The sequence below is a fragment of the Idiomarina sp. MD25a genome (assembly GCF_001870515.1).
GTDB lineage: Bacteria > Pseudomonadota > Gammaproteobacteria > Enterobacterales > Alteromonadaceae > Idiomarina.
Window position 1 is genome coordinate 1 of record NZ_MDGT01000007.1, and the last position, 26,174, is coordinate 26,174.

At 46.2% G+C, this 26,174-nt stretch carries 19 protein-coding genes and 1 tRNA gene; 3 read left to right on the plus strand and 17 right to left on the minus strand.

Annotated features, from left to right (window positions below; all coding sequences use genetic code 11):
• The first annotated feature begins 517 nt into the window (after window positions 1-517).
• Together BFR57_RS12400 and fabA are read left to right on the plus strand one after the other, a co-directional pair.
• A complete protein-coding gene (locus BFR57_RS12400) occupies window positions 518-2,431 on the plus strand; it encodes an AAA family ATPase (RefSeq protein WP_071464297.1) in 1,914 nt (637 codons plus the stop codon).
• Window positions 2,432-2,528: 97 nt separating this feature from the next.
• On the plus strand, window positions 2,529-3,041 hold the full coding sequence (fabA, locus tag BFR57_RS12405; RefSeq protein ID WP_071464298.1) for a 3-hydroxyacyl-[acyl-carrier-protein] dehydratase FabA: 513 nt from the start codon (window positions 2,529-2,531) through the stop codon (window positions 3,039-3,041).
• 71 nt (window positions 3,042-3,112) lie between these two features.
• Here the strand turns inward: fabA and rmf are convergent, their stop codons facing one another.
• From rmf to rlmKL, 5 genes are all read right to left on the minus strand, one after another.
• Window positions 3,113-3,289: a ribosome modulation factor gene (rmf, locus tag BFR57_RS12410; RefSeq protein WP_006955790.1), complete on the minus strand. Its 177-nt coding sequence runs from the start codon at window positions 3,287-3,289 to the stop codon at window positions 3,113-3,115.
• A 176-nt stretch (window positions 3,290-3,465) separates the two neighbouring features.
• Window positions 3,466-5,190: a DUF3466 family protein gene (locus BFR57_RS12415; protein ID WP_071464345.1), complete on the minus strand. Its 1,725-nt coding sequence runs from the start codon at window positions 5,188-5,190 to the stop codon at window positions 3,466-3,468.
• A 5-nt stretch (window positions 5,191-5,195) separates the two neighbouring features.
• Complete coding sequence (locus BFR57_RS12420) at window positions 5,196-7,118, minus strand: ABC transporter ATP-binding protein (protein WP_071464299.1); 1,923 nt, start codon at window positions 7,116-7,118, stop codon at window positions 5,196-5,198.
• Window positions 7,115-7,345 carry a glutaredoxin family protein gene (locus BFR57_RS12425; protein ID WP_071464300.1) on the minus strand — a complete coding sequence of 77 codons (231 nt, stop codon included), beginning with the start codon at window positions 7,343-7,345 and terminating at the stop codon, window positions 7,115-7,117. The genes BFR57_RS12420 and BFR57_RS12425 overlap by 4 nt, the downstream gene beginning before the upstream one ends.
• An 8-nt stretch (window positions 7,346-7,353) precedes the next feature.
• Window positions 7,354-9,483, minus strand: coding sequence for a bifunctional 23S rRNA (guanine(2069)-N(7))-methyltransferase RlmK/23S rRNA (guanine(2445)-N(2))-methyltransferase RlmL (gene rlmKL, locus BFR57_RS12430; protein ID WP_071464301.1), 2,130 nt, complete (start codon window positions 9,481-9,483; stop codon window positions 7,354-7,356).
• A 181-nt stretch (window positions 9,484-9,664) separates the two neighbouring features.
• On the opposite strand from rlmKL, the gene BFR57_RS12435 reads away from it, so the two are divergent.
• Window positions 9,665-9,741: transfer RNA gene (locus tag BFR57_RS12435), tRNA-Met, on the plus strand.
• A 109-nt stretch (window positions 9,742-9,850) separates the two neighbouring features.
• On the opposite strand, the gene BFR57_RS12440 is transcribed toward BFR57_RS12435, so the two are convergent.
• From BFR57_RS12440 to BFR57_RS12495, 12 genes are all read right to left on the minus strand, one after another.
• Window positions 9,851-10,399 carry a cell division protein ZapC domain-containing protein gene (locus tag BFR57_RS12440; RefSeq protein WP_253183646.1) on the minus strand — a complete coding sequence of 183 codons (549 nt, stop codon included), beginning with the start codon at window positions 10,397-10,399 and terminating at the stop codon, window positions 9,851-9,853.
• A gap of 69 nt (window positions 10,400-10,468) precedes the next feature.
• The gene (locus BFR57_RS12445) at window positions 10,469-11,476 is read right to left on the minus strand and encodes a quinone-dependent dihydroorotate dehydrogenase (RefSeq protein WP_071464302.1); all 1,008 of its coding nucleotides are present in this window, start codon (window positions 11,474-11,476) and stop codon (window positions 10,469-10,471) included.
• Entirely contained in the window at window positions 11,476-16,320 is a 4,845-nt protein-coding gene (locus BFR57_RS12450; RefSeq protein WP_071464303.1) for an NAD-glutamate dehydrogenase, read from the minus strand. The genes BFR57_RS12445 and BFR57_RS12450 overlap by 1 nt, the downstream gene beginning before the upstream one ends.
• A gap of 208 nt (window positions 16,321-16,528) precedes the next feature.
• Entirely contained in the window at window positions 16,529-16,750 is a 222-nt protein-coding gene (locus tag BFR57_RS12455; RefSeq protein WP_006955802.1) for a DUF2835 family protein, read from the minus strand.
• Between the two features lie 35 nt (window positions 16,751-16,785).
• Window positions 16,786-19,398 (minus strand): aminopeptidase N, encoded by a 2,613-nt coding sequence (gene pepN, locus BFR57_RS12460; protein WP_071464304.1) that lies wholly within the window; start codon window positions 19,396-19,398, stop codon window positions 16,786-16,788.
• 9 nt (window positions 19,399-19,407) lie between these two features.
• Window positions 19,408-20,871: a Na+/H+ antiporter NhaC gene (gene nhaC / locus BFR57_RS12465; RefSeq protein ID WP_071464305.1), complete on the minus strand. Its 1,464-nt coding sequence runs from the start codon at window positions 20,869-20,871 to the stop codon at window positions 19,408-19,410.
• Between the two features lie 12 nt (window positions 20,872-20,883).
• Window positions 20,884-22,266, minus strand: coding sequence for a sodium-dependent transporter (locus tag BFR57_RS12470; RefSeq protein WP_071464306.1), 1,383 nt, complete (start codon window positions 22,264-22,266; stop codon window positions 20,884-20,886).
• Between the two features lie 124 nt (window positions 22,267-22,390).
• Window positions 22,391-24,451: a carboxy terminal-processing peptidase gene (gene prc / locus BFR57_RS12475; protein WP_071464307.1), complete on the minus strand. Its 2,061-nt coding sequence runs from the start codon at window positions 24,449-24,451 to the stop codon at window positions 22,391-22,393.
• A gap of 22 nt (window positions 24,452-24,473) precedes the next feature.
• Window positions 24,474-25,109 (minus strand): RNA chaperone ProQ, encoded by a 636-nt coding sequence (proQ, locus tag BFR57_RS12480; RefSeq protein ID WP_071464308.1) that lies wholly within the window; start codon window positions 25,107-25,109, stop codon window positions 24,474-24,476.
• Window positions 25,102-25,392, minus strand: coding sequence for a hypothetical protein (locus tag BFR57_RS12485; protein ID WP_071464309.1), 291 nt, complete (start codon window positions 25,390-25,392; stop codon window positions 25,102-25,104). The genes proQ and BFR57_RS12485 overlap by 8 nt, the downstream gene beginning before the upstream one ends.
• A gap of 4 nt (window positions 25,393-25,396) precedes the next feature.
• Window positions 25,397-25,867: a GAF domain-containing protein gene (locus BFR57_RS12490; RefSeq protein ID WP_071464310.1), complete on the minus strand. Its 471-nt coding sequence runs from the start codon at window positions 25,865-25,867 to the stop codon at window positions 25,397-25,399.
• 8 nt (window positions 25,868-25,875) lie between these two features.
• Window positions 25,876-26,172 carry a DUF1315 family protein gene (locus tag BFR57_RS12495; RefSeq protein WP_071464311.1) on the minus strand — a complete coding sequence of 99 codons (297 nt, stop codon included), beginning with the start codon at window positions 26,170-26,172 and terminating at the stop codon, window positions 25,876-25,878.
• Window positions 26,173-26,174: the final 2 nt, after the last annotated feature.

Genomic DNA, 26,174 nt, shown 5'->3' on the forward strand with positions numbered 1-26,174 from the left:
TTACTGGGGGTTATTAGGGGGCTTTGCCCCCTAATGGGTGACAAAATGACACGCATAATTAAACTCATTGATTCTAGGCTTCAGTGCGACCCCGATACGGTAAAAAGCCTTGTACCACGCCCTGCTAGACAAAAAATCCCGATATGATAGTCTTGATTCGACCGTGTGTCGTAACATATCTACTTATCCTTAAGTGCCTGATTTTAATATACATTATACGCAATCGTTAATATGAAAGTTGGGGCGGTCGATAAGCGGCTTCGCTCGCTCAGCCCTTGCCGTGGTCGGCTTAAGGATTTCGACTCTAAAAAGCGCCTGTTTATTCAGGCGCTTCTACGTGAAATTTTGTCCAGCTTTGGCTGTTATGTATCGCAGATTTTGCGTACGAGCTTTAGCAATATCGTCGTGCTATTAGCTAACAGCTAAAGCCAACCTGTGCTAACATCGGTCGATTAATTTCATCTAAGATTGTTGTGGTCATATCTAAACTGACCATAGGATAAGGAACTCGATTTATATGCAGCTGAGCGCTTCGCAACTAACTCCTCAAACACACGCATGGTTATCGCAACGGCCGAAAGAATGCAGTTCACAATTGCTTGTCGGTCAACAGCGTGCCTTAAACGGTTTAGCGGCCGCTTTACGGCAAACGGGTGCTTACGGTCACTGTTTTGCGATCGTCCCTCGTGGCTTTAATCATAGAGAAGTGTTTGATGAGTGTTTTGCGACGACCACATGGCAACATAGTCGGTGGTTTGATTGGCTTTATTTAGCTGACCCGGACGATGCGTTGCGCCCGCTGTGTGTTAATGTGCCATCGGGTAACGCGTTTGCGGTAATTGGTGCGTTACAACACATCTTGCAGCAACCGCTCGATCAGCGCGATGAGCTTGTCGAAGAACTGGTTACGTCGTTCGATACACGCGCTCTACGCGACTATATCCAACGTGTTAAGCAAAAAACCTTTGATGATTTTGCGTCCGACCAATTTGCGACAGTGATTGTCGGACATGAGCACCCTGCTCCTTATTATTATTGTGATCGGGTATCAGAATCGCAGTTATTCGGCCAAATGGGTGTACAGTCCATTGGTGGCACCGTGCGTTCCGATTTACATCTACTCGAGCCGGGTTGGTTACTCAAGGCGAACGGCGGTGTATTGGCGATTGATATTGATGCGTTGCTTGAGCAACCAGCAATGTATAAGCGTTTAAAGGAAGTCCTAAAAAGCGGATATTTTGAGTGGCCACAACCGACGATGGAAGCTGGAGCGGCCTATTTTTATCGTCCAGAGCCGGTACCTATCGATATAAAAATTATCTTGGTGGGAAGCCGCAGCAGTTATGCAACGTTAAATGACTACGATGACGATTTCAGTGATTTATTTCCATTTTTAGCCGACTTTCAATCGCGTTACGACACGATACAACAGCCAATCGGTGAATATTTTAAGTTTTTGCATTATGTTTGGGACAATGCTGACGTATTACCGTTAACAGAAGACGCTTACGCAGCCGTGTTAACCGAGGTATCGCGCTGGGCCGAACATCAAAATGAACTGAGCTTAGATGCTATCGCCCTACTTCAATTGCTTAAACAAGCGAATGCTGTTGCCTCACACGAGGAAAAGACACAAATAGACAGTGACAGCATACGTAGTGCCGTGAAACAGCAACGTGAGCGCGGTGGTTATATAGAAGAAGTGAGTCGGCGCAGTATTCTAAATAACGAAGTTCGTATCGATACGGCGGGTGAAGTCGTGGGTCAGGTGAACGGTTTGACGGTGGTCAGTGTTGCTGGCGTGGAGTTCGGCGAGCCATCGCGGATCACGGCAACTATCCATTATGGCGATGGCGATATTATTGATATTGAACGCAAGTCTGAGCTCTCGGGTAACATTCACACAAAAGGTGTGATGATCTTAAGCGCTTATTTGGCACATCATTTTGCACGCCATGAACCCATGTCGGTTTCTGCTACGGTGGTATTTGAGCAGTCTTATCATGAGGTCGATGGTGATAGCGCCTCGTTGGGTGAGCTCTGCTGCTTAATCAGTGCGCTTGCTGATGTCCCCTTCAAGCAATCGGTTGCGCTGACCGGGGCGATTGACCAATTTGGTCAAGTGCAAGCGATTGGCGGTGTTAATGAAAAAATCCAAGGCTTTTTTGATTTATGTGCACTACGAGGTCTCGATGGTAGCCATCGTGTGTTGATTCCAGAATCAAACCAAAAGCAGTTGGTGTTACGCCCGGATATTGTCCAAGCAGTCGAACAAGGTCAGTTTCATATCCATACCGTTGACCACGTTGATGAGGCGTTGTCATATTTATGTGATATGCCTGTGAAAGACTTATATCGGCAAGTCAAACTAAACGCACATCATGAACAAGAATCGGAGAATCGTTCATGGTGGCAACGCTGGTTTAGTTGATTCAAAGCACCCACTTCCACTAATCGGAGTTGTTTAGCGTACAGCTGTACGCTAAACTGCAATCTGATTTCAGTGGTATACAACATAAAAGGTCGTTATGAATCAATCGAGTTTTTCTCGCGAAGATCTGATTGCATGCAGTGAAGGCGAATTATTTGGCCCAGGTAACAGTCGCTTACCCGCCCCTAACATGTTGATGATGGATCGCATCGTGAACATTACCGAAAACGGCGGCGCGCATGACAAAGGGTTTATTCATGCAGAATTAGATATTAATCCTGACTTGTGGTTTTTTGACTGCCACTTTAAGGGTGACCCTGTGATGCCAGGTTGTTTAGGCCTAGACGCTATGTGGCAATTAGTTGGGTTTTATCTAGGTTGGTCAGGTGGCCCCGGTCGCGGACGTGCGCTTGGTGTGGGTGAAGTCAAATTCACAGGTCAAATCTTGCCGCACCATAGCAAAGTCACCTATAAGATCGACATGAAACGTGTCATCAAGCGCAAACTTTTCATGGGTGTGGGTGATGGCGTAGTTGAAGTTGACGGCCGCCCTATCTATACCGCTAAAGACTTAAAAGTTGGTTTATTTACCGATACCAGTACATTCTAAAACGATGTACCAAGTGCAATAAAAAAACGCCGGCTACTTGCCGGCGTTTGTATATTAATTTGCTGAGACATTTAGCGGAACAAGCCGGTCCCCCTAGCCTCCATGGCATCTCGCCAACCGCCTAACCATTGAGACCTGAAGTCGTCTTGGGTTTGATACGGACACTGATCCTTCGAGCGTCCTGATAATCCGGCTTTAAAGCCTTGAGTGTGGGCTCTTTCAAAGCGATCACGCTTCTGTCTTTTCATAAAACTACCCCTTTTTCACTTTTTATTCGGTTGTGATTATCAAAAGAGCGCATTAACTAATGCCCTCCCTATAATTGATAACGCGAAACCAGGATAGTTCAATGTGAAAAAGTAACACAGCCTACTTGCAAATACTTAACAAGTTGAAACTGTGTTACTTTTTTATGATATTTTCTTTATGATTTTTTGATATTTTTAAGCTGACGACGGCGCGAAAGTGTAATAAAGAAACCGAGTAGCGATAAGCCCGCTAGCGGGAGGCCGCCAAAACTAGCGCCACTGCGTTCTACTTTGTTTTCTTCCTCTCGGCAGTTGTTTAACTCACCTTCAATCGGATCCATTTTGATGGTGACCGAAACTTCACGCGTTTGTGTTTCGCCATTACCGTCAACATACTCTTCAGTTTTCAATGCCGAAGCCACGATTTCACCTGAATCAGTCACCGCACGCGCATCGACGATAAAGTATGGACTATCGCAAGCGATTGCATCGTTCAAGTTAATGAATTCAGCATTTTCTGCAGCGGTATCATAGAGAAACCCAACACGACGGCGAGTTGTGGAGAGTGTCGGTTCAATTTCGCCAGTACCGACAACTAAACCATTATTATTAATGTCACTCGGTACCGTTGATGAGCCATTGAAAAAGCCTGGTAAGGTTTCCATAGTGGCACTATCAACGTCGTAATAAAAACCGGTATTACGTAAGTTACCTGCACGTGTCGCTGTTAAATAACCAACCGCACGATTGTTGTCATTAATATCGTTGGCCGAGCCCCAGAAGTATTCATCACTTTCGGTCACCGCAATCGCCTCACCATCAACAAATATCGCAGGCATACGAATCGCACCACGATCGGGGTGGTAAGTGTAACTTTGACCCACAGCAATGCCATTATTATTCACCGCATAGGCATAGCTAGAGAAGTCAGACTGGTCTTCTTCACGACGCTCAGTCAAAGTGCCGAGCTCAGTTGAAGAAATAACGTCACCGTTTGCATCTAACTGCCAAAGGAAACCACGGATATCGTAGATAGAACGACGCGAAGAATAATTTGAACGGCTGTAATACAAAATAGGTGCAATGTTGTTGGCCGTTGCGTTATGCAGCTCTAACCAAAGTTCAGAGGCACAGACTTCAACTGGGCGCGTCTGAATCGACTCACTGTCCTCACCTGGCGTACAACTTTCTATAGTGGTCGCTGCACCGGGACTTACACCGATACTTGCATAACCCGCGGCTAAACCACTGTCATTAACATCCATGATGGCACTTTCACCACCAAGAATAGATTGTTCTGGCGGTGCGACCGTCGCAGTTTGGCCATCCTGATACCACACACCTCGTGAGATATAGTCACGCACGTAAAAGGTATTCGTTTGTTCGTCACCTTCACTATCGGTATAGGTGAAATCAACGGGTTTATAAGCGCCGTACCCCATACCCACAGCGGTATTTGCACCATTGATACTATTCAGATAGGTAATCGTGGAAACATCTTCTGGATCATCAAAAAAAGAAACGGGCAAAGTCATTCCGTCGTACAGAAATGCTTGATAAGGCGCGATGGGTTTCTGTAAGAAGTTATTGTTTGTATTCGCCGCTAAGGAATTAACGATAAATTCGTATTGTGCAGGTGTTAGCTCCTCAACTTCTTCGATATCCGTAATACCAAGGCTGGCAAGCTGTGCCGCTGTTAATTGGCTTAGATCAATATCGACATTGGTCGGAAAGCTTGAGATACCTACAATGAACCCTTGCTCGTTCATGTCACGCGGAAAGCTACTACGGAAGTTATCTGCCGTTGCAATTTCTTCAATTGAGAAAGTATCTGCGGCTGCCGTCGTACTGCAGGCTGCCAATACGCTCGCTACCAATAAATGCTTAGAAAATGGTTTCATCACGGTTAACTACTCTGTTTTGATAAATTTTCGAGTTCTTCCCAACGCTCTAAGTAGCTCATCAGTTGCTCTTCAAGAGCCCCTGCCTGCTCCATCACGGGCTGCGTGACGTCGATGGGTTGAGAGAAAAACTCCGGTTCATTCATTTGTTGCTGCAGTGTTTCAATATCAGTTTCTGTCTGTTCTATTTTTGCAGGCAACTCATCGAGTTCTCGTTGTAACTTGTAGGATAACTTTTTCTGCTTAGTTACTGAACCCTTGTTGTTACTTTGTTGTGTAGACGGCTTGTCAGACTCTTTAGGAGTCGATTTTGTTCCATAATCAGGTGAACTTTTACGCGCAAGATAGTGTTCAATCTCAGAAAAGCCACCAAAAATCTCGGTGATCTGACCCTCGCCTTCAAACAGCAATACCGAGGTTGCCGTATTATCAACGAATTCACGGTCGTGGCTCACCAATAACACTGTGCCCTCGTAGTCGGCAATAATTTGCTCAAGTAACTCAAGAGTCTCAATATCCAAATCGTTGGTTGGTTCATCGAGTACCAAAATATTGCTGGGTTTGAGCAGTATTTTGGCCAATAGCGCACGGTTACGTTCGCCACCTGACAATGCACGCACCGGCGTGCGTGATTGCTTGGGACTAAACAAAAAATCTTGTAGATAACTTAGAATATGCCGTGGACGACCCTGGAACACAATATCCTGTTTACCATCACCCACGTTATCCATTACCGATTTCTCTGGGTCGAGTTGCGAACGGTGTTGGTCAAAATAGGCTATTTCTAGGTTAGTTCCAAGTTTAATAGTGCCGGCATCAACACGCTGCTCACCCAAGATAACTTTAATCAGTGTACTCTTACCACATCCATTAGGACCGACAAGCGCCACTTTATCGCCACGTTGTAACAGCAAGTCGAGATCACGAATGATCGGCTTATCGAAGCTCAATTCAACATGTTCGCCTTCAAAAACGCGCTTGCCAGAACGCTGCGCTTGATTAACTTGCATCTTCGCATTGCCCTGTAGCTCGCGCCGTTGTGCCCGTTCTTTACGCAATTGCTGCAATGCTCGTACACGGCCCTCATTGCGCGTACGGCGGGCTTTAATGCCTTGGCGAATCCAGGTTTCTTCAGCCGCAAGCTTCTTATCAAACTCTGCATTTTGCGACTGCTCAATCTCCAGTAGCTCCTGCTTTTTCGCGATATAATTATCGTAGTTACCAGGAAAGGACGTTAAATGGCCACGGTCTAAGTCAACAATACGCGTTGCCAGTTTGCGTATGAACGCACGGTCATGGCTGATAAATAAAATAGCGCCATTAAACTGCAGTAGCTGTTCCTCAAGCCACTGCACCATGTCGACATCCAAATGGTTGGTAGGCTCGTCGAGTAAAAGTACATCAGGATCGACAACGAGTGCCCGAGCCAACGCGACGCGTCGCAACCAGCCACCTGACAGCTGCGACATCGACACATCCGCCGGCAGACTTAATCGAGTTAATACTTGTTCAATGCGCGTCGCAAATTGCCAGCCATTTTGCGCATCAATTTGAGTTTGCAGGTTATCGAGCGCTTTCATCATTTCATCGCTCGGATCATCGGCAATCATACTCGATAAGCGATTAAATTCATTAAGCTTTTCACCCACATCGGCAAGCGCCTGAGCAACGTAATCATAGACTGACATTTCTAACTGTGCGGGCGGATCTTGAGGTAAACGTGTGACGACCGTATCACCTACATATTGCACCTGACCGTCATCAAGGTTGATTTCTTGGTCAATGACTTTCAATAAAGTCGATTTACCCGCTCCATTACGACCGACTAAACAGACTCGCTCGCCAGCCTCTAATATAAATTCAGCATGATCAAGAATGGCATCAGCGCCAAAAGCCAACTGTGCATCCTGAACGCGTATCAAACTCATGATTCAATAAACTCCTTTGCCTTTTGCACATCAAAAGGCCAACGCAATTCGTTATCATCGGCATCAACCAACACCGGCACGAGCCAACCATATTCTTTTTGAAGGGCTTCATCTGTACTGATATCAACGACACCCAACTCGATAGGTTCATCGAGATCCAATTGATTCAGCAGCAATAATGCTTCTTTACACAACGGGCAGTGAGGCTTGGTTAATAAATAGTGCACGCTTCCACCTAATAATCTTTGCTGATAATAAAGTAATGGTGAATGCCCTTATGACGTTTAAAGTCTTCTGGGATCGAAGCATCCGTTTGATTGTTCACCGAGTAACCCGCTTTTTCGAGCCCCTCTTCATCTATCTTGAACTTCTTCCGGTTGTTGGAAAATAGAATCACGCCACCTTCGTTCAGCAAACGGCCCGCAGTTTTAAGTAAGCCGACATGGTCACGTTGGATATCCAAGGTGCCGGTCATGCGCTTGGAGTTACTGAATGTAGGTGGGTCGATAAAAATCACATCGTAACGTCGATCATCGCGTTGATCGCGCATCCAGGTAAAACAATCCGCCTGAATAAACTCGTATTGTTCACCTCTTAAACCATTTAAATGGAAATTGCGCTCACCCCAAGCAAGATAGGTCTTCGACATATCCACCGATGTGACAGAGTGCGCGCCGCCTAACGCTGCTTGTACAGACGCAGTACAGGTGTAGCTAAATAAGTTTAGAACATCGAGATCTTCGCACTTATCAAAGAGTTCTTTTCTCACCAAGCGGTGGTCAAGGAACAAGCCAGTATCCAAGTAATCGGTCAAGTTTACCTCAAACTTGGCACCATATTCTTGCACGTTAAAAATGACACTGTCCTGTTTTTGGCGGTTGCGGCGCTCATATTGTTCTTGGCCCTTCTGGCGTTTACGTACTTTCAACACAATATGGCTAGAATCAAACGGCAAGGTTTCAGCGACCATTTCAACTAAGTGCCAAAGCCGGTCAGTCGCAACACCATCAGGAATCGTTTTCGGTGGTGCGTACTCTTGTATCACTAGGTGATCGCCATAAATATCAATCGCTGCATTGTACTCCGGCAAGTCAGCATCGTAGACGCGCCACGCCTCAAGACCTTCTTTACGCGCCCACTTAGAAAGTTTTGCATAATTCTTTTTAAGTCTATTTGATAAATCCTCAGATTGACTTTCTGTAAACTCAACTTGCTCTTTAGTAAGGTCGAATAACGCTAATGTGGTGGCAATCGGACCGTTCATAAATGCGTATTTTTTATGGCTACGTAGTTTTAAACGTTTTAGTAAGGTTTCATCACCTGCCAGTAACGCAACCTGCCAACCGAGGAACGACTGCTTAAGCCGACGGCCCAAACGGCGGTATAGTAACAAGGTCTCTACTTCTTCACCGAGGCGCTCACCGTAAGGTGGATTGGTCACTAGTAAACCCTGTTCAGCTGGTGCTTGAATGTCTAGCGCATCCGCGGTGTCAAACTGAATAAACTGGCCGAGTTGGCAACGTGCCGCGTTCTCCTTCGCAATACCAATGAGCTTGGGGTTCATGTCACTGGCATAAAAGCGCGCAGTCATACTGTTACGACCCTCTTTGAAGCGCTTCTCGGCATCCTCAAGCACACTGTGCCACGTGCTGCGGTCATGGCCTACCCAGCGTAAAAAGCCCCAGTCACGACGATTTAACCCCGGTGCTTGATCAGCCGCCATCATGGCCGCTTCAATCACCAATGTACCCGAGCCACAGAACGGATCGAGAATGACAGGTTGATCCTGCTCTAACTGCTGTTGAATTCCCGCACGCATGAGTACAGCGGCTGCTAGTGTCTCACGTAGCGGCGCCTCGCCCTGCTGTTTCCGGTAACCGCGTTGATGCAGCCCGCCACCAGAAAAATCCAGTGACCAAATAAGCTCATTTTTGTGGTAACGCGCATTAACGCGAATATCGGGTACTTGCTTATCAACGTTGGGACGTTGTGCATTACGACCACGGAAGAAATCAATGATACCGTCTTTTACGACCTGAGCTCCAAACTGCGTATTGCGTATTTCGTCATTGGTTCCATGAAAGTCCACCACAAAACTGTGCGTGTCACGCATCACCTGTGTCCAGTCGTAGACGCTAATCGCCTGTTGAATTTGCTCTGCGTTTAATGTCTCTGCACGACCTAACTCCACCAGTACGCGACTGGCTAACCGAGACCACAGCGCGATGGTGTAAGCAAGTTTTAGTTCTGCATCGACATAGCATCCAGCTTGAGTCACTGTAATTTTCTGAGCACCTAGTGTCTTCAGCTCAGTTTCTAGTAATTGTTCCATGCCTTTCGCGCAGGATACAAATAAACGCAACATAGTTTATTCCATTCAATAATTTGCTCGCGATTATAGCGTTTCTGGGCCAATGTGTCTTTAAAACCCTGTGAACTGAACAAAGGTTGTTCGGTATGTATGTTTTTTATGCATTCAAACTGTATATTTGAAAAAAGCGCTTGCGTAAGCATGAGGACGTGTATATTATGCATCCCACATCGGACGCGGGGTGGAGCAGTCTGGTAGCTCGTCGGGCTCATAACCCGAAGGTCGTAGGTTCAAATCCTGCCCCCGCAACCAATTCCGATGCCTCCCATTAAAACTTCCTGCTTTACTCTTTTATAAACCAAGCATCTAATAAGCAATTAAATGCCCTGTGTAAATAAGCATACTAAGAAGCGCTGCTACGTTAGGCTAAACGCTGGTTGGATAGCATCGTTTGACGCATTTCAAGCGTTGAGGGCAATAAGCGATTATGCAGAACTTTAATGACATGATATTGCTTAAGTGTCTTGATAGGTGAAAGCTGCATATCACCTGACAACAATAAGCACGATGCAAACTCTTCATCACGGTCGATAATCAAACATAAACCATCATCAAAACCGCTATTTAGCTCACAAATATGGCGTTCAGGCGCCCACTCTTCGATATTAGACTTCTGAAAATGCCAACTCTGTGGCATTTGTGGACAGCCGAAACGAACGAACGCAGCGGCACAAAGCGCAGCGTGTTCGAGTGAGGTTCCAATTTCTTCTGCAGAGTAACCTTCTAATATGTCGACGAAGTTCTGAAGTAAAGTAAGATCTTCGATATTAAAAGGCGCTGAGGAAAAATCAACATTCACCAGTTGCTTATGTTTATAAGGCAATCGGTAAGGCGCGCCATCCCCTGTCTGAACAGACAATGGTTGAGCATGATCATCGTATAACCAGCACATGTGTTGATTAAGTTCCAACTTGCGCACCTTTATTATTATGAATGTTGTTATAAAATTGCCAAATAGATTACCCAAAGTCACCCAACTTTACAAGATATTCACAATATCCTTTATCAGCTTGGGTCCTTTGTAGATAAATCCTGTGTAAACCTGCACTAACGCCGCTCCTGCATCGAGCTTCTCTTTTGCTGCTGCGGCCGAATCAATCCCCCCTACACCAATGATAGGGATCGAATCATCGAGCACATCACGCAATAAGCGAATGACACTGGTGCTGCGTTCGCGTACAGGCTTACCACTCAGACCGCCCGCCTCATCAGCTAACGTTTTATCGGACAATCCATCGCGAGACAGCGTCGTATTGGTGGCTATCACACCATCGATGCCCTGCTCGTTAAATGCTACTGCCATGGTACGCACTTCATCTGGGCTCAGATCAGGTGCGATCTTAACGACAAGCGGCACATATTTGTTATGTACTTCCGCCAGCTTTTTCTGCTCAGCTTTTAAGCCAGCTAACAAACTGTTCAATGCATCGCCATGTTGGAAGTTACGCAACCCAGGTGTATTGGGCGAAGAAATATTGATAGTGACGTAGTCTGCATAAGGATAAACCTTAATTAAACACGCAACATAGTCCTGCAGGGCGTCTTGCTCTTCAGTGGCTTTGTTTTTACCAATATTAATACCTAACACGCCTTTATACGTGCGTTGCTTGACCTGCTCAACAAGCGCATCAACACCATCATTATTAAAACCCATTCGGTTAATGATGGCTTCATCTTTGACCAAGCGAAATAGTCTAGGTTTTGGATTACCCGGTTGTGGCTTAGGTGTGACAGTCCCCACTTCAATAAAACCGAAACCCATTTGCCCAAAACCGGTCATACAGCGAGCATTCTTATCAAGCCCGGCAGCGAGTCCCACCGGGTTAGGAAACTGAATACCCATTACCGTGACCGGCTTAGCGGGTAACTTCTGGCGCCAAGCCATTGATAGCGGAGTGTTGGCAAAGCGACTTAGAAAACCAAGCGTCCAGTCGTGTGAACGCTCGGCATCTTGGTTAAACAGCCATTTTCGAACCAAGTTATACACTAGGCTGAAACCTTAGGCGCACAGTTGTGGCTCAACAACATGAGTTCACGCAATGCCACTGAGAATTTAGCAAACTCATGACTTTTCGTGGTGCGGAAGTCCGATAACATGGACTGCCAACGTTGCAACAGTGACTCGTTTTGCTCCATCCAGTCATCAAGCATCTGGAGAGGTTCACCAATGTCTGAGGCTGACTTCAGCACTACTAGAGTCAATGCGCGTTGTTGCCAATCCAACTCTTCGCGGAATGCAGCCCGCGCGAGTGCTTGCCAATGGTTAGCTACCGGTTGATTGTTAATCTGGTTCAAGAACCAGTGCAGATTCAAACGTGCACCCAGGTAGAAATACATATTACCAACCGTCTGATACGACTGCTCAGTATCATCAGCGATCTCAGCAATATCCATCGCAGAGAACACCGTGCTTAAGCTTGCGACTTCTTGCGCTAACTCTTTTGGAAGCCCCTGCTCTACATAGCGATCGATTGATTTCTGAATCACCGCTGCTTCATCTTCGTTCATATAGCTCAAGCAGTTCTTGCGTAAATCATCAAACGCCGGCATATAAAAGTCGATATGCTCCTGAATACCGTTCAGCTTGGTATTGCGATGACGCAGGAACCAACGTGTAGCCCGACGCACCATGCGGCGCACTTGGAACAAGATATCGTTCTGTGTTTCAGCAGGCACTTTGTTGTTTAACGCTTCGATAGCATCCCAAAGTTCTTCAACTCGGAAACACTCACGCGCTACAACAAACGATGACGCCACTTCTGCGATCGTTGCGCCGGTTGCTTCTTGCTTACGGTAGACGAAGTTAGGTCCCATATCGTTAACGATGGTGTTCGCTAACTTGGTTGCAATAATTTGACCTTTCAATGGGTGTGACGCCATTGAGTCCGCAAACTGCTTTTGTAACGGTTTCGGGAACGAGCGGAATAATGCTTTACCGTGGAAAGGATCCTCAGTGATCTCGTCGGTAATCAATTGCTCCTTCAGTACCATTTTTCCGTATGCCGTAAGTACCGACAATTCAGGACGCGTTAAACCTTTGTTCTGCGCTTGACGTTCAGCCAACTCATCGTCAGATGGCAAGAACTCAAGTGTGCGATTAAGTGCACCATCACGCTCTAATTGATGAATAAAGCGTTGTAATTCCTTAATCTGATCGGCGCCACGCAACGCGGTAATCGATAATGATTGAGTCTGACGATTACAGTCATCAAGAACAATTTCAGCCACTTCGTCAGTCATGTCGTAAAGTAACTTGTCGCGTTGTTTCTTAGTGAGGTCACCATTATTGACCAACCCATTCAGTAAGATCTTGATATTCACTTCGTTATCTGAACAGTCCACGCCGCCGACGTTGTCGACAAAGTCGGTATTAATACGGCCACCGCGCTGAGCAAATTCAATACGACCCAGTTGGGTTAAACCTAAGTTACCGCCCTCACCAATCACTTTGGCTTTCAGTTCTGCACCGTTAACGCGCAACGCATCATTGGCGCGGTCGCCGACATCTGAATCGGTTTCATCCTTACCTTTGATGTAGGTACCGATACCACCGTTCCAAATAAGATCCACTTCCATGGTTAGACACGCACGAATCAACTCGTTAGGTGTCATTGATTTTTTCTGTGAACCGAGCATCTTCTTCATTTCGGGCGAAAGCTCGATCGCTTTGGCGCTACGACTAAAGATACCGCCACCTTTAGAAATCAACTCTTTGTTGTAATCTTCCCAGCTTGAACGTGGCAATTTAAATAAGCGATCGCGTTCTTTCCATGAACTCGCTGCGTCTGGCTCTGGGTCGATAAAAATGTGCATGTGGTTGAACGCAGCTTGTAGGCGAGTATGTTTAGATAACAACATACCGTTACCAAATACGTCCCCCGCCATGTCGCCAATCGCAACACAGGTAAAGTCAGTGGTTTGGCAATCGATCCCCATTTCGCGGAAGTGGCGTTTAACCGACTCCCAAGCACCACGCGCTGTGATACCCATTTTCTTGTGGTCGTAACCCACTGAACCGCCAGAGGCAAAGGCATCACCTAGCCAGAAGTCGTATTCCGCAGAAATACCATTGGCAATATCCGAGAAGGTTGCTGTTCCTTTATCGGCTGCAACCACCAAATACGGGTCATCTTCATCCTGACGAACGACGTCAACAGGCGGCACGATTTCACCTTCAACAATATTGTCGGTGATATCTAATAACGCACGAATAAAGGTCTTATAGCACGCTTGTCCTTCTGCAATCATGCCTTCACGGTCTTCTGGCAGATGTTTACAGTAGAAACCACCTTTTGCCCCCACAGGTACAATAACGGTGTTCTTAACTTGTTGCGCTTTCACCAGGCCTAAGATTTCAGTACGGAAATCTTCACGACGGTCAGACCAACGCAGGCCACCACGTGCTACTTTACCACCACGCAAATGTACACCCTCGACGCGCGGCGAGTAGACAAAGATTTCAAATTTAGGCAGTGGCAATGGCATCTCTGGAACAAGTTCGGGTAAGAACTTAACTGAGATATAAGGCTTATCATTGCCTTGTTCGTTCTTCTGGAAAAAGTTTGTGCGCAACGCAGCATCAATTAATTCAACGTAACGACGAATAATACGGTCATCGTCGAGGTTAGCAACGCTATCGAGCTCGGTATTGATGCGCGTATGTAATGAGTCGAGCTTCTTCTCGACACCTTTAGTACCCGGCTCAAAACGTGTGTAGAACATTTTGATAACCAGTTTAGCGAGTAGCGGGTACTTGCTAAAAGTACTCTCAATATAGCTTTGACTGAAGGTCGTACCAATCTGACGCATGTACTTAGCAAACATACGCAAAATGGTAACCTGACGACCTGTCATACCAGCGCCTAATACTAAACGGTTAAAACCGTCGTCCTCGAGCTCACCCTTCCAGACTTTCGCAAAGGCGTCTTGGAATAATTCACGGCTGGTTTCAAGATCAAGCGCACCACCCGTGTGGATCATGTGGAAATCAAGGATCCAGAAAACATGACCATCGGCTGTTTTTACCGGGTACGGACTCTCACCAATGACGCGTAGGCCAAAGTTTTCTAACATTGGCAATACATCAGATAAATGAATCGGCTCATCTTTATGGAATAGCTTCAGGCGCAGGTATTTGCTGTCGTCTTTCTCTTCTTGCGCGCGGTATAGCACCATACCCAACTTATGGTCATCATCGAGTGACTCAAGCTGGTTAATGTCCGAAATAGCAACAGACGGTAAAACATCTTCTTTATAAGCACGCGGAAATGCTTGGCTATAGCGTTTGTTCAAGCGAGTTGAACGCGCTTCACCAAAGGTCGAGTTTAAAATACGCTCGAAGTTATCTTCCCAAGTGCGAGCGGCCTCAATTAGGTTCTGTTCCAGTTCCTTCACATTCACGTCCTGCTGGTCGTCTTCTAAGCGCACGGTGTAATGCGTACGTGCGAGGTTTGATTCGGAGAAATAAGTGGTAAAGTCAACGTCGTGTTGAGTACGCAAGGTTTGTTTTAAAATGCGCTGAGTGCGTTGACGCAATAACGTGTTGTAACGCTCTTTAGGTACATACACCATGCATGTCATAAAACGACCAAAGATATCCCGACGCAAGAATACGCGTGTCATATCGCGCTCTTGCATTTGCAATACGCCTAAACCGACTTGCAGCAAGTCATCATCTTCGGCTTGCACGACTTCGTCACGTGGATAGGTTTCGAGAATATTCACCAACGCTTTAGCAGCATGTGACTGAGGAGCAAAACCAGACGCATCAATTACGCGCTTAAGCTTCTCAGAAACTAATGGGATATCGCGTGCACTATTGTTGTAGAAGTTAGACGCGTAAAGACCAATAAAGCGATGCTCACCAATCACTTCACCGTCTTTATTAAAACGCTTAACACCGATGTAATCGCAATGCGCTGGACGGTGCACACGAGACTTAGAGTTGGTCTTCGTGAGAAGCAAAATACGGTCATCTTGGGTGATTTCGCGTGCATCTTCTGGCAAACTCGAAATCAAGCGCCCTTTTTCACTGACCGAATTACGCATCAAGCCTAAACTGCTGTCTTCGGTTTGGCTCAGTTCGTAATCGCCTTTAACTGGCTTTAAGTCGTATGAGCGATAGCCTGTAATGGTAAAGTTATCATCCGCAAGCCAACGCAGGAACGCCTGAATATTTTGCTTTTCTTCTTTGGTGCCTGGGTAATAATCTGCCGTAACCTCTTCTGCAACTTCAGAAAGTTTGGTCACCATCGGCTGCCAATCGGAGACCGCTAAACTAATCTCATCCATTACCGAACTGAGTTCTTTTTTAAGTGTTTTCAGTTCTTCTTTAGTGCTTTGGCGGTCAACCTCAATTAAAAATGCGGTATCAACGTAGTTATCATCGCGCGTGCCTGGGCGTAGTAGATCAGTTACCTGATTATCTTTATCACGCTTATGGCTAATAGGCATATGCAACAACAAATGGCTAGTGATACCGAGACGCGACAATGCCATGCGGACTGAGTCCACCATGAACGGCATGTCACTTTGAATAATTTCAATAATGGTGTGCGGAGACTCCCAGCCATCATTTGGAACGTCTGGGTTATACACTTTAATCAGTGCTTTATCACCGGGTTTATACTCATTGAAACTGTGCCATAAACCGAGCACAGCACCGTACATATCACTGTCATTGCGGTGACTCAAATCATCTGACGAAATATTACGGTAAAGACGTTTCGCAAAATCTTGCACAAGCGGAGCTTGGCTTGAAGCTACTTTCTTCTGAATAAGTTCAACTACTTTTTCTAAAAGTACTGGGGATTGACCATCAACCAACGACATAATTGCAGAGTCCTTGAGATTATTTTTTTGATGAAACGTCGTAGGCAAGCCACAAAGCGGCCCACGGCCTGATAATCTACCTATGATTGATGTTATTGTCGGACATTTAGCGCGGGCTTTCAACGCATATTCGTGCAATAAATGAGTGTTTAGACCAGCGTAAATTAAAGCTTATGAAAAATAACTTAATAACTATCCAAATTAGGGGCTAAATACGCTTGAGAGAAACGAATTTATTATTGTTATCGAGCTGAATAATGAACCGACCGGATACGCCAGTTGAGTCGACAAAAGGAACCATACGACCCGCCGGAATAGCAATTCGTACGTTAGTATCAGACAGTACAACTAAATGTTGGGCGCCACCACCGTAATAAATATCGATAAATTCCTGATACGACATAGAAATTGAAAAACGATATTCAATCACAGGATGACTCCCAACTCGCTATTTGGTGAAAATAGTTATGCAGCTAAACTATTTTCTATTTTTTCTTGTAAATCACTTGCTAAGTTCGGCAACGCTTGGATTTTTTCCAGTTGTTGCTTCATCAGCGCCTGTCGCTCGGCATCATAACGCTTCCACGACATAAAACTCGAAATCAAGCGCGATGCGACTTGCGGATTTTTATCATTTAATTGGCAAATCACATCACCAATTAACGCATAACCTGCTCCATCAAACTGATGAAATCTTGCGCTATTTTGAGTGAACGCTGCCAATAATGAATAAATTCGATTCGGGTTATCCAAGCTAAAGTCGGGGTGCTTCATTAACGCCTTGATGTTAGCGATTGTACCATCAGTGTCCGCCAAAGCTTGCGTTTGGAACCATTTATCCATTACCAATTTATCACCGCGCCATTGCTTATCAAACGCTTCGACTAGGGTCGTCGAGTTCGACGCATTACCCCATACCGACGCCTGCAGCGCGGCCAATCGATCTGTCATATTCGTGGCGTTGTCGAACTGTACTTGGCTTAGATTCACGTAATTATCGCCGGCTACGGTGAGATAACTCAGTAGCACGTTTTGCAGTTGCCGTAGCGCTATATCCTCGCCTGCTAAACGGTAGTCACGCTGCTGGAGTTCGTCATAAATAGCGGCATAACGAGCGCTCATCGTGCCGTGCAACTGTTCAGCCAACTGACGTTTTAACTGTCGCAAGTTGTGAACGATGGTATCAATCTCAATCGTTTCGAAATACTCGCCAACGGTGGCTGCATTAGGCAAGGTTAACGTTAACGCAATAAGTGCAGGGTCAGTCTCCGAAGTAATCAACCGTTCACAGGCGTCAACGAGCGCTTGATCCACAGCCACCGTCGACTGCGACTTGACCGCATCAACGACACGACTGGTAAATAGTTGCTGTGCAGCGTCCCAGCGACTCACCGGATCGTTTGCATGAGCCATTAAGGTCAACATCGCTGCTTCAGGTAAATCACGTTGCACTTTAACGGGTGCAGAAAAGTCGTCAAATACCGAAACGATTGGCGCTTCGCCAGGTGCTAACTGCTTTGCGAACTCACCATTAATATAGAATGTTTGACGCTCTTCAGTCAGCTCTAACAGGTTTTCAGCGAGCGCTATGCGTTCACCCTTAGGAGCGTACGCCGAGACACGCACTGGAATATGCATAGGCCGTTTTTCCGCCTGACCGGGCGTAGCCGGAACCGTCTGACGCGTGTTGATCACCAATTGCTGCTTTTCAGTATCAAACGCTGTTTTAACCTCAACGCTCGGTGTTCCCGCTTGCTCATACCAACGACGGAAAACGGATAAATCACGCTGATTGGCATCTTCCATCGCTTTGACAAAATCTTCGCAGGTTACTGCCGCCCCATCGTGGCGTTCCACGTAAAGCTGCATGCCCCGTTGAAAGCCCGCTTCGCCTAGCAAGGTGTGCATCATACGAATAACTTCCGCGCCTTTGTTATACACGGTCACCGTATAAAAGTTATTCATCTCCACAACTTTGTCAGGTCGAATCGGATGCGCCATGGGTCCTGCATCCTCAGTAAACTGATGACTACGGATCACCTTCACGTTTTGAATACGATTAACTGCACGTGAACCTAAGTCAGAGCTAAACTCTTGATCACGGAATACCGTAAGGCCTTCCTTCAGCGAGAGCTGGAACCAGTCGCGGCAAGTAATACGGTTACCCGTCCAGTTATGAAAGTATTCATGACCGATCACCGATTCAATATTTAAAAAGTCTTGGTCGGTGCCCGTTTTAGGATTAGCAAGCACATATTTAGAATTAAAGACATTGAGTCCTTTGTTCTCCATCGCGCCCATATTGAAGAAGTCGACCGCTACAATCATGTAGATATCGAGATCGTAAACCAATCCAAAGCGTTCCTCGTCCCAACGCATCGCATTTTTTAACGACACCATCGCATGCTCACTGCGATCTAAGTTACCTTTATCGACAAATAGCTGCAGTGCGACTTCGCGTCCTTCGCGGGTAACGAAGGTGTCCTCAAGTAAATCAAAATCACCACATACCAAAGCAAATAAATAACTCGGTTTAGGGTATGGGTCATGCCAAGTGACAAACGGCTTGCCTGCCTCTTCACCGCGTTCGATGCTGTTGCCATTTGCCAAAATATGGGGATAGTCGCCGTTCGGTGCGATGACTTTGGTGGTGAAGGTCGCCAACACATCGGGGCGATCTAAATAGTAAGTTATACGGCGGAAACCCTCTGCCTCGCATTGTGTACAAAAGGTACCTTCAGCTAGATAAAGTCCTTCCAGCGCTTTGTTAGTCGATGGGTTCAATGTATTGACGACTGTCAGTGTGAACTCATTTTGCTCAACCTCAATGGTCAACGTCGAGTCAGTGACTGTATAGTCTGAAGTGTTGAGAGCTTGGTCGTTTAAAATGACCTTTTCCAGTTCGATGTGCTCTCCATCGAGTACCAACGCATCACTGTGATCGCCTTGGCGCTTTATTTTCATGGTATTAGTAATGCGTGTTTGTGTCTTATCTAATTCAACAACTAAGTTCACCGTATCAATGGTGAACTTAGGTGCTTGGTAATCTTTACGATACTTCGCGGTTTTTTGTGACATAAACCCTCTTTACGACGTTTGAGTATTTTCAGTCATCTCTGGCTGGCGATATAAAATGGTCCATCCAGTGTAAGCCAGTACAATCGCAATTAATGGTGTCAAATAGTTAAAGAATGCGTATATACCATAGTCTAGCGGACTTACAGCCAATACACTAAACATGTACGCGCCACAGGTGTTCCATGGGATCAATGCGGAAGTCAAAGTGCCGCTGTCTTCCAATGTACGAGAAAGAACTCGAGGATCCAGATCGCGGCGTTGATACTCCTCTTTAAACATACGGCCAGGCAATACGATGGCCATGTATTGGTCGGCTGTTAACACGTTTGCACCAAAACATGTAAATAACGTACCGGTAATCAAGCTGCCCACTGATTTTGCTGACTTTAACATGCCTTGAATAAAACGTTTCAGTAAGCCTAATTTTTCCATCACCGCGCCGAATGTCATGGCGCTTAGAATCAGCCACAGCGTATTAAGCATGCTCGACATACCACCGCCGCTCAGTAACGAGTCAAGGTTTGTGCTTCCGGTACTGACAGTCGTACCATCAGACATTGCGAGCCAGATTACTTTCAGGTGCGATAAAAAGGTGTCATTACCACCCGCCATCTGTTGCACCATGTCGGGCTGAAAAATGAGTGCCCAAACGCCACCTAAAAGTGCACCAAAAAATACGGTCGGTAGCGCAGGTTTGCGAGTTGCAGCTAAGAATAGCAGAACACCTAACGGCACTAACATTGCCCAACCGATATTAAAGGTATTATCGAGCAGGCTTTGCATTTGATTCAGTTTTTCAAGCGAGACCGACGAATCGGCGTTAAGCCCCAAGAATAGGAAAATAGTGACTGAGATAATGAATGCGGGGCCTGCGGTGTAGCCCATATAGCGAATATGAGCGAACAATTCAGTACCGCTGACTGCGGGTGCCAAATTCGTAGTGTCGGACAATGGAGACATTTTGTCGCCAAAATACGAGCCCGAAACAATAGCGCCGGCTGCGATAGCAGGGTCAAGACCCATACCTGAAGCAACGCCCATCAATGCCACACCGATAGTCGCAGCAGTGGTCCATGAGCTACCAATCGATAAGGCGATGATGCCGCAAATAATACAGCTAGCAGCATAAAAAAGCCCCGGGTTTAACAACTCTAAACCGTAGTAAATCAGCGTCGGTACGGTACCAGAGAGCAACCAAGTACCGATCAGTGACCCCACTGCAAGAATAATCAGCATGGCGCCTAGGGCAACGGATATACCCTCTTGAATGCCCTTCTCTATCTGCTCCCAGCTGAAACCATTCTTGAAGCCGATAATACAGGCAATGCCCGCAGCTATCCAAAGTGCAATCTGGTTCGGTCCATACGATGAGTCCCCACCAAAAAAATAAACGGACGAGGCCAACATAATGACCAGCGCAACGAGCGGAATCAATGCCTGAAAAAGCGTAGGCTGTTTTATTTGTTGTGTCATGAACGCGTTATCCTAGATCTCGATAATGCCAATAAGTTGAAGAAAGATAATAATAATAGCAATCGGCGCGACGTACTTAAGGCACAGATGCCAAATATCGAACATGGTTTTACTGGTATCAAGCTCATCTTTAGCATTGTCGCGCGTCATAACCCAACCCGCTAAAATCGCTAACAACAACCCTCCTAGAGGGAGCAATAGGCTCGATGTGAGTAAATCAATCACGTCGAAAATGGAGTTCAATGGTTTACCTAACCACTCGGTACTGAGTTGTGCCCACGAACTGCCCGAAAAAGAATGAATCGTTAATTGGCCTAAAAGCCATAATACACTGGCTGATATAATGGTTGAGGGCCAACGCGATAAGTTGAATTTTTCTGAGACGAAAGCAACGGAAGCTTCAATCATCGCGATCGCCGATGTAAATGCAGCAATCACCAGCATAGTAAAGAAAATAGTCCCTACCCACTGTCCGCCTGGCATCTGACCAAAGGCCAATGGCAATGTCGTAAAGATTAACCCGGGACCCTCACTGGGGGTTAAGTTAAAACCGAATACCAGTGGAAAAATAGCTAAGCCAGCGATTAATGCGACGAGTGTATCAATTACGGCAATCCAAATACTGGTTTGTACTATTGAGGTTTCTTTCGGTAAGTAAGCGCCATACATAATGACAACGCCCGAAGCCAAACCCAGCGTAAAAAACGAATGTCCCAGTGCGATCATGACGCCATTAATCGAAAGCTTGGAGAAGTCAGGTTTGAACATGAACTCAAATGCTTCGCCAAAGGCGCCTATATTGCCGGCGTAGAATGCCAACGCAACCAATAGGACGAACATGGCAGGAAGTAAAAACCGTACCGAGCGCTCTAAGCCCTTATTCACGCCCTTACCAACAACAATGACAACGCCCACTAATACCAGCGTATGCCACAACATCAGTTCGTTAGCCGATGACAGCATGCCGCTAAATAACCCACCGACCTGCTCCGCTGATGCACCATTAAATGCACCACTACCTGCTTTAAACACGTAATCGAGCGCCCAGCCGGCTATAACGGCATAAAAGCTCAATACCAAAAAGCCGGTTAACATGCCAAGCCAACCTGCCACTTGCCAATGTTTACTGCGTTTTGATTCGACTGCGACTTGCTCGGCGGCGTAGCCCGGAGAGTGACGTCCGCGGCGGCCTATAACGACTTCCGCCATCATGATGGGAATACCGATAAAGGCGATACATAGTAAGTAGACTAAAACAAAGGCACCGCCTCCGTTTTCACCCATTACGTAAGGAAACTTCCAAATATTTCCGAGGCCCACGGCTGCGGCGGACGATGCCAGAATAAATGACAACCGACTTGACCAACGACTTGAAATTGATGCTGTGTTTTTCATTGTTGTTCTAGATCATTTTTTTAGTATAACGCGGTAGTTGACCACAAACTGCATGGGTTGCCAAGCATACGTAAAAAAACCGCCACAAAGTGACGGTTTTTTAATCAGTACTATGAGCATTGGCTTAGTCGTTTTGTGCCAACTTGACGTCGTCAATAAACTCGAACGCAATAGAGATGGTTTCATCAAGGTAAGGATCAATCTCCAAGACCTCATCATCGACGTCGTCAATCGACTCAACCGGCTCCATTCCCATACGTTTTAGACGTTCATTGACGCGCTGCAGTCGCTCATTCTTATCGGCTGCCTGCTCATTCTCACGCTCTTCAAGGTTTAAGCTAACCCACGTCTTTTCCATATTTTTGCGTAGCTCTTCAATATCTTTGAAAATATACGCAAACTCTGGATCTTTTTCTAAACGCTGATGAGCATTCTTATTTAGCGACTGAATTTCAGCGCTATCAAGATAACTGAAAGTATCATATTGCGCTGGCTTAATCTGATCCCACGGTAAAGCGTTATCTTCGCGGCTTTCACCCCACTCCGACGCTTCAATGTAAGAAGGTAAAGTGACATCCGGTGCAACACCTTTTAATTGCGTGCTACCGCCATCGATGCGATAAAATTTAGCGATAGTATACTGCACACTACCTAACGGTTCGCTAAAGAAATCGAAGCGACGGTTTAAGCCGCGATGCTGTTGCACAGTGCCTTTACCGAACGTATTTTCACCGACAATCAGTGCGCGTTTGTAGTCTTGCATCGCGGCGGCAAAAATCTCAGATGCCGACGCACTATAGCGGTCAACCAAGACCACTAGCGGACCATCATAGTAGGTCACGCCATCACGGTCTTTACTGACCTCGACATGACCGCGTCCGTCACTCACTTGAACAACAGGCCCTTGGTCAATAAACAACCCGGTTAAGCTAATGGCTTCGTTAAGCGCGCCACCACCATTACTGCGTAGGTCGACAACGATCCCTTCAACATCCTTAGCTTTTAGGTCATCAAGTAACTTTTTAACGTCTGCAGTGAGGTTGTTATAAAAGCCGGGAATTTCGATAACGCCCATTTTACGACCTTTATTAGGCCCCTCGTCCGGCACTTCAACGTGGGCTTTGGCCGCGCGGTCTTCAAGCTTAACTTTGTCACGGACAATTTCAACGACTTTAGGTGTGCCACCGACACCTTGGGAAGCTTCAAGCACTTGTAAACGAACAGAAGATCCTTTGGGTCCTTTAATCATATCGACAACGTCATCGAGACGCATACCGATGATGTCAACAAAATCCTCTGCGTCATCGCCAACACCCTGTCCTACAGCGATGATCTTGTCTTCAGGTGAAAGCTCACCCGTTTTATCAGCGGGACCACCCGGGACTAAGCTACGGATTACCGTATAATCATATTCTGACTGTAAGACAGCACCAATGCCCTCAAGTTCGAGGTTCATATTTTGCTGGAAACGCTCAGAGTTAGCAGGTGATAGATAGCTCGTGTGCGGCTCAATTGAGCGAGCAAAGGCATTCATAATTGCCTGAAACGCATCTTCGCTTTTTGAGTTTGTTAGACGGTTAAGTGCGCTGTTGTAGCGTTTACCTAAGGTTTCAACAATATCAGGCCACTCTTTGCCCGCTAACTTTAAGTTAAGTGCGTCATATTTAACGCGTTTTTGCCATAACTCATTTAGAGCGTCTTCATCTTCCGCCCAATCGGCTTCTTCACGGTCGTAGTAATACTTCTCGCCCTCTTTATCAAAGCTCATCGGCTTGTCTTCATCGAGTAGCGAGAGCGCATATACATACCGTTGGAAACGACGCTCTAAACTGGTCTGATATAAATCGTAAGCAATTTCGAGTTCACCGCTTTCAAGCATATCGTCAAACAAACGAGCGTATTCCTCCGATGCGGCTACATCCGATTTCAATAAAAACATTTTATTGAAATCGAGCATCTCTAGGTAACGTTCATGGATCTGCTCCGAAAGTTGATCGTCCAACTCGGGTTGCGAGAAGTGATAACGTGTGAAATAGGCGAGCACGCGCTCGCTCACGGTATCGTGCTGACTATCTTGCTCGAGCGTGGGTAGCTCAGAAATATCATGCGTAGGTGGAATCGCCAGCGCGCTAGGGGCTAAAACTAACAGAGCTAACGCGTTCAATTTAAACATTCCTGACTTCATATTGACGACTCCTGACAGACGCTTATTGTTTTACGAATACATTTTCCGCTTTAACTTTCATGCTCAAACCGTTGGCTAATTGCACCTGAACATCGGTTTTGTCGACCTCTACAACGGTACCTGGCATGGGGCGGTTTCCTGCTTTTACCTGAACCTGTTGACCGACAGAAAGGCTGTTTAGTTCAACATCTTTCAACTTGGGCTCTGGTTTCCGGCTAGGCTTAGGCTTTTTATTCGCCTTGTTAACCGGAGCAGCCTTCTTCTTAGGCTTATTACGTGCGTCATCTGATTTTGTATCTGCCGCTTTACGCTGTTTTGCACGTTCAGCAGCACGCTCTTTCGACTCTTTCAACGATTCAGCCGCATGTTGCTGATGTTCATCGAGTACTTTCTCCACGGCATTACCGTCTAAGTCGATGCGTTCGCTACCGACCTTAACACTACGAAGGTAACGCCAACTATTGGTATAATGGCGTAACGCTGTGCGTAAACGGGTCTTGCTCACCTTCTCGTCACCTTCGAGACGTTTTGCCAGATCTTCAAAAATGCCGATCTTTAAAGGCTTTGCATCACCTTGTAGGCTGAAACAGTTAGGAAACTGCTCTGCCAAATACGCAATGACGTCTTTACTCTTCGTCAGTTTTTCAGACTCACTCATTCCAATCTTCTTCCTGTTCACGGACGTTTTCTAAAACAGTACGAACAAACATGTCCATATCATCGAATTCGAGTTCAAGCAGCCGCGGCTCCTCGATCCACTCATATAACGTGAGACGCACGGCTTCTTCGAGCTGCTCTACGGTATCGGTTTCTAGGCGCTGATCATTAATTAAATGCAGCATTTCATTGATTTGGTCAGCTGCGGCCTCTTCTTCGCCTTCAAAGAAAATAGTGTCTTCGTAGTTGACCAAATAAAGTTGGATATCAAAATCAGCAAACATAGGATTAGGCTTGATTCCAATTAAAAGTAGCACAGATTGCCGCAATTCTCGCGAACATCTCTGCGTCTTCTGCGCTGAATCGTCCTACGGAAGGACTATCAATATCGAGTACGCCGACAGTTTTACCATCGACAATAATAGGGGCTACAACCTCAGCGTTTGAAGCGGCATCACAGGCGATATGGCCACTGAACTCATGCACATCGTGCACGTGCTGCAGGGTTTGCGAGTCGGCTGCTACACCACAGACACCTTGACCGAAGGGAATCCGAACACAAGCAACCTTGCCTTGAAACGGCCCTAGTACGAGCTCGCGATTACCTCGAGTGAGGTAAAACCCAGCCCAGTTAATATTTTCAAACTGGTCAAAAATAAGTGCTGAAATATTCGCTAAATTAGCAATTAAATCGGATTCTCCGGTTGTGATGGCTTCGCATTGAGTCACGATATCATCACGCACTGATACTGCTTGCATACGACCTCTTATTCCGCGTCATCTTTAAGGTCAAAGCGAGCGATGGTGTCTGCACCACCCTGCTCTGAAAATTGGCGTTTTAGTTCACTCTTTGACTTGGTGACGATACGCCCGTCTTTACCCACTGTGTAATGCTGATCGCTATCAAGAAACTTCGCTTGATACGCCATAACTAACTGCAGGGAGTTCTCCAACTGCTCTTCAGACAATTTTGCACCGTCAGGCCAGCGGCCTGTTTCGACAGCGCTTACCAAGCGTTCATAGGTCGCCTGGCTCATACTATTAATGAGGTCTTCAAATTGCATGC